Origin of the sequence: Vibrio sp. M250220 (assembly GCF_036533795.1) — a bacterium.
Taxonomy (GTDB): domain Bacteria; phylum Pseudomonadota; class Gammaproteobacteria; order Enterobacterales; family Vibrionaceae; genus Vibrio.
Genome location: NZ_JATABI010000086.1, coordinates 1 through 5577 on the forward strand (window position 1 = coordinate 1; position 5577 = coordinate 5577).

Sequence of the window (5577 nt, forward strand, 5' to 3'; positions counted from 1 at the left end):
GGATTACGCGCTTTGAGATAGGGGACAATACGAGCGCTGCGCCTTCGGACAATGGCAGCGGGACTTACGCTGAAGGTAAGGTTTGGCTGTAAACTGATGGGATGTTGGGCCTAGAAGATGTTGATAGGACTTGTCCCTGAAAAGAGAAATACTTTAGCCTACACCCATAAAAAAGCAGCCATTTGGCTGCCTTTGAATGTCTTTCTGAGTATCACACTTATTCTTGGGGGGCTTGTTCAAGATCGCACTCTTCGTCGATCTCCTTCTGTTTGAGTTTCGCTTTTTCAATCATAGGAGTGATGGTCGAGCCTTGGACAAGGATAGAAAATACCACTACTGAATATGTCATGACCAACACGATCTCTTTTACATCTATCAGCTTATCCTGAATGACCCAGATACCCGATGGAATTGATAGCGCCATCGCTAATGCCAGCCCACCACGGAGGCCACCCCAAGTGAGTATCCTGACAGACCAAGGGTTGTACTTGCGGTAGCGTTTGAAGCCAATGTAAGAGAAGAATACGCTCAGGTAGCGAGCTGCGAGTACTAATGGGATGGAGAACGCCATTAGGATCCAGTCTTCTTTATGGAACTCAAATAGTAACATAGACATACCAATGAGTAGGAATAGCACGCCATTTAAGAATTCATCTACCAGCTCCCAGAAGTGGTCTAAGTGGTCTTCACTTTCTTTAGAGAAACCGATAAAGCGAGTCCAGTTCCCTATCATGATACCTGACACAACCATAGCTAGCGGTCCTGAAACGTGTATCACTTCAGCAAACGCATAACCGGCCGTTGGCATACCAATCGTGAGCAGCAGTTCCATAGAGTGATCATCTGTAGCACTAATTAAGTAGTGGAAAAGTAGTCCTAGAGCAAAGCCATAGGCAATACCACCGATGGCTTCTTGAATGAACAGTAATGTCACACTGCCCACCGTTGGCGTTTCTGTGCCGAATGCGATGGTAAAAATAGTAACGAAGATTACTAAGCCGAAGCCATCGTTAAACAGAGATTCACCTTCGATTTGGGTTGAAATACGTTTTGGTGCATCAAGTTTCTTTACGATCGCAAGAACAGCGATAGGGTCGGTTGGCGAGATCAGTGCGCCAAATAACAAGCAATAAATGAGATTGAATTGAATGCCGATCAGTTGACAGAATCCATACAGTACAAAGCCTATAAAGAATGTCGAAAACAGGGTCGCGCCGAGAGCAAGCACTGTGATTTCCCATCTTTGATCTTTTAAATTGGGAAGTTTGATTCCTAATCCGCCCGCAAATAACAGAAATCCAAGGATCCCTTTTAGAAGAAAGTCTTCAAAGTTAATGCTGGATACCGTGTTTGAAGCGATTTCAGTCAGGTGGAACCAATCATTCTGACCCGCAATTAAGATAAGTAGCGAAAGCATCATCGAACCAGCGGTAATCGCGATGGTGGTTTGCATCTTACCTATCTTGCTGTTTATAAAAGCAATCAACATCGCTGCTGCAGACAGGAAGCACAGTGTGTAGTAGACCGACATTAGAATCTCATTATGTAACAAATTGTGAATGAGGATTTTCTGCCTACTATGTTCAAATAGCAAACACTTTTTGTCATAAGTAAGTCATCAATTTGATCTTTTAGACGTCTAGACTCCTTTAATAACTGTGATAGGATGGAGGCATAAATAAAGGAATGAGGCAGTACCGTGGGAAGTAATGTAAGGCAACAGATTGAAGCTCAATTAAAGCAACGTATCTTATTGATTGATGGTGGTATGGGCACCATGATCCAAGATTACAAATTGGAAGAGCAAGATTACCGAGGCGAGCGCTTTGCAGATTGGCACTGTGATTTGAAGGGCAATAATGACCTGTTAGTGTTGTCACAGCCAACGTTAATCAGAGATATCCACGCAGCGTATCTTGAAGCAGGGGCGGATATTCTTGAAACCAACACTTTCAATGCGACAACTATCGCTATGGCTGACTACGATATGGAAAGCCTCAGCGAAGAGATTAACTTTGCCGCAGCAAAATTGGCAAGAGAAGTCGCTGATGAATGGAGTGCGAAGACGCCAGATAAACCTCGCTATGTTGCCGGTGTTCTTGGCCCTACTAACCGCACATGTTCTATCTCACCGGATGTAAATGACCCTGGTTATCGAAATGTTAGCTTTGACCAGTTAGTTGAAGCGTATTCTGAATCGACTCGCGCCCTGATCCGAGGTGGGTCTGATCTTATCCTTATTGAAACCATTTTTGACACTTTGAATGCCAAGGCTTGTGCCTTCGCGGTTGATAGTGTGTTTGAAGAACTGGGTTTTAGCCTACCTGTTATGATCTCAGGTACCATTACCGATGCGTCGGGTCGGACATTATCCGGTCAAACAACCGAAGCCTTCTATAACTCTCTACGTCACGTTCAACCAATCTCATTTGGACTTAACTGTGCCCTTGGCCCTGATGAGCTAAGACCATACGTTGAAGAGCTTTCACGTATCTCTGAGACGTTTGTTTCAGCACACCCTAATGCGGGTTTGCCGAATGCTTTTGGTGAGTACGACCTTTCTCCTTCGGACATGGCGGTTCATGTCAAAGAGTGGGCTGAAAGTGGCTTTCTTAATTTAATTGGCGGGTGTTGTGGTACTACGCCTGAGCATATTCGCCAAATGGCAAAGGTGGTCGCTGGAGTAAAACCAAGAGCACTTCCTCAATTGACGGTGGCTTGTCGCTTATCAGGTCTTGAACCGTTAACGATTGAGAAGGAAACTCTGTTTGTTAACGTCGGCGAACGAACAAACGTTACTGGCTCTGCTCGCTTCAAACGATTGATCAAAGAAGAACTCTATGACGAAGCGTTAGAGGTTGCCCGCCAGCAAGTAGAGAACGGCGCACAGATCATCGATATCAATATGGATGAAGGCATGTTGGATGCGGAGGCGAGTATGGTTCGTTTCCTAAATCTATGTGCATCTGAGCCAGAAATCTCGAAAGTCCCTATCATGGTCGATTCATCCAAATGGGAAGTCATTGAAGCGGGTCTAAAGTGTATTCAGGGCAAAGGCATTGTTAACTCCATATCTCTTAAAGAGGGTAAAGAGAAATTTGTCGAACAGGCTAAGTTGATTCGCCGTTACGGTGCGGCTGTTATTGTCATGGCATTTGATGAAATCGGTCAGGCAGAGACACGTGCACGTAAACTAGAGATATGTACGAATGCCTACAATATCTTAGTCAATGAAGTCGGTTTCCCACCGGAAGATATCATTTTCGACCCAAATATTTTCGCTGTTGCAACGGGCATTGAGGAACACAACAATTATGCGGTGGACTTTATTGAAGCGGTAGCAGACATCAAACGCGATCTCCCTTATGCGATGATATCTGGTGGCGTTTCGAACGTCTCCTTCTCTTTCCGAGGTAATAACTACGTTCGAGAAGCGATTCATGCTGTGTTTCTCTACCACTGTTTTAAAAACGGCATGGATATGGGTATCGTAAATGCAGGGCAACTGGAAATATACGACAACGTACCCGAGAAGCTGCGTGAAGCGGTTGAGGATGTGGTGCTCAACCGTCGCGATGACAGTACTGAGAGGTTACTGGATATTGCTGCGGAGTACGCAGACAAGGGGGTAGGTAAAGAAGAAGATGCGTCGGCACTTGAGTGGCGTACTTGGCCTGTTGAAAAACGTTTAGAGCACGCCTTAGTAAAAGGTATTACCGAGTTTATTGTTGAAGATACTGAGGAAGCGCGCGTGAATGCTGCCAAACCGTTAGAGGTGATTGAAGGCCCTCTCATGGATGGTATGAACGTCGTCGGTGACCTGTTTGGTGAAGGCAAAATGTTCCTACCTCAGGTGGTGAAGTCAGCACGTGTAATGAAGCAGGCAGTTGCCCACCTAGAGCCATTTATCAATGCGGGCAAACAGGCGGGATCTACTAACGGTAAGATTTTATTAGCAACGGTGAAAGGTGATGTTCACGATATTGGTAAGAATATCGTAGGTGTCGTTTTGCAATGTAATAACTATGAAATTATCGATCTCGGGGTGATGGTTCCGTGTGAACAGATCCTTAAAGTCGCCAAAGAAAAGAATGTCGATATCATTGGACTTTCCGGCTTAATTACCCCTTCACTCGACGAAATGGTTCATGTTGCCAAAGAGATGGAACGTCTTAATTTCGATTTGCCGCTTTTGATTGGTGGTGCAACCACATCTAAAGCTCATACCGCTGTTAAGATAGAGCAGAACTACAAACATCCCGTTGTTTATGTAAACAATGCGTCTCGAGCGGTTGGTGTGTGTACCTCGTTGCTTTCAAATGAACTGCGCCCTGATTTTGTTGAAAAGCTTGATGCAGATTATGTACGTGTACGTGATCAACATAACCGCAAAAAGCCACGTACTAAGCCTGTTACTCTTGAACAAGCACGAGCGAACAAGGTTGCCATTGACTGGGAGAGTTACACACCGCCAGTTCCTGCTAAGCCGGGTGTGCATGTATTTGACGATTTTGACATCGGTACCTTGCGTAAGTACATCGATTGGACGCCATTCTTTATGACATGGTCTTTGGTGGGTAAGTATCCCACTATTTTCCAACATGAAGAGGTAGGTGAAGAAGCAAAACGTCTCTTTGAGGACGCGAATGAACTACTCGATCGTGTTGAACAAGAAGGTTTGATGCAGGCGCGAGGAATGTGTGCACTTTTCCCTGCTGCAAGTATTGGCGATGATATCGAGGTCTATACTGATGAATCTCGTACTGAAGTAGCTAAAGTTCTGCATAACTTACGTCAGCAAACCGAGAAACCTAAAGGCTTTAACTACTGTTTGTCTGATTACATAGCACCTAAGGAGTCGGGCAAAAAAGATTGGATTGGTGCCTTTGCTGTAACAGGTGGTATCAATGAACGGGAGCTGGCTGATCAGTACAAAGCGCAGGGTGATGACTACAATGCGATCATGATTCAAGCGGTTGCTGACCGATTGGCTGAAGCCTTCGCTGAGTATCTGCATGAGCGGGTACGTAAAGAGATCTGGGGTTATGCCGAAGATGAAAACTTATCCAATGAAGAGCTCATTAGAGAGAAGTATCAAGGTATTCGTCCTGCGCCTGGATATCCGGCTTGTCCTGAACATACCGAGAAAGGCCCATTGTGGGAGTTGATGAAAGTCGAAGAGACGATAGGGATGACCTTAACGTCCAGTTACGCGATGTTCCCTGGGGCGTCTGTTTCGGGCTGGTACTTCTCTCATCCAGATTCTCGCTACTTTGCGATCGCACAGATCCAACAAGATCAAGTTGAAAGTTACGCGCAGCGCAAGGGATGGGATATGCTTGAAGCAGAGAAATGGCTGGGCCCTAACATTAACGGCTAGAGCCTTTCCTGATAGAAAAAGCGCAGCTCAATGAGCTGCGCTTTTTAATTTTCTAACCTTAAACCACCTTCTTTAGAAGGTGGTGATCGTTCCTTTGGGCTATGCCCGAAGAACGCTCATGTTCAAGATGTCCTCGTTTGTAACCAGCAAATGAAGGAAATAAAGAACATGAGCAGATATGAATCCGCCTCACTATA

2 protein-coding genes are annotated in these 5577 nt (G+C 45.2%); one reads left to right on the top strand and one right to left on the bottom strand.

The genetic code is table 11. The features are described 5' to 3' along the window. Positions 1 to 217: 217 nt before the first annotated feature. Positions 218 to 1531 carry a cation:proton antiporter gene (locus QTN94_RS19095; protein WP_331428543.1) on the bottom strand — a complete coding sequence of 438 codons (1314 nt, stop codon included), beginning with the start codon at positions 1529 to 1531 and terminating at the stop codon, positions 218 to 220. A gap of 168 nt (positions 1532 to 1699) precedes the next feature. Between QTN94_RS19095 and metH the strand changes: the two genes are divergently transcribed. Beyond that, entirely contained in the window at positions 1700 to 5380 is a 3681-nt protein-coding gene (gene metH / locus QTN94_RS19100; protein ID WP_331428544.1) for a methionine synthase, read from the top strand. Positions 5381 to 5577: the final 197 nt, after the last annotated feature.

Excerpts from the sequence above, each read along its gene's own strand:
- QTN94_RS19095 (WP_331428543.1), bottom strand. The coding sequence starts at position 1,531 with ATGTCGGTCTACTACACACTGTGCTTCCTGTCTGCAGCAGCGATGTTG.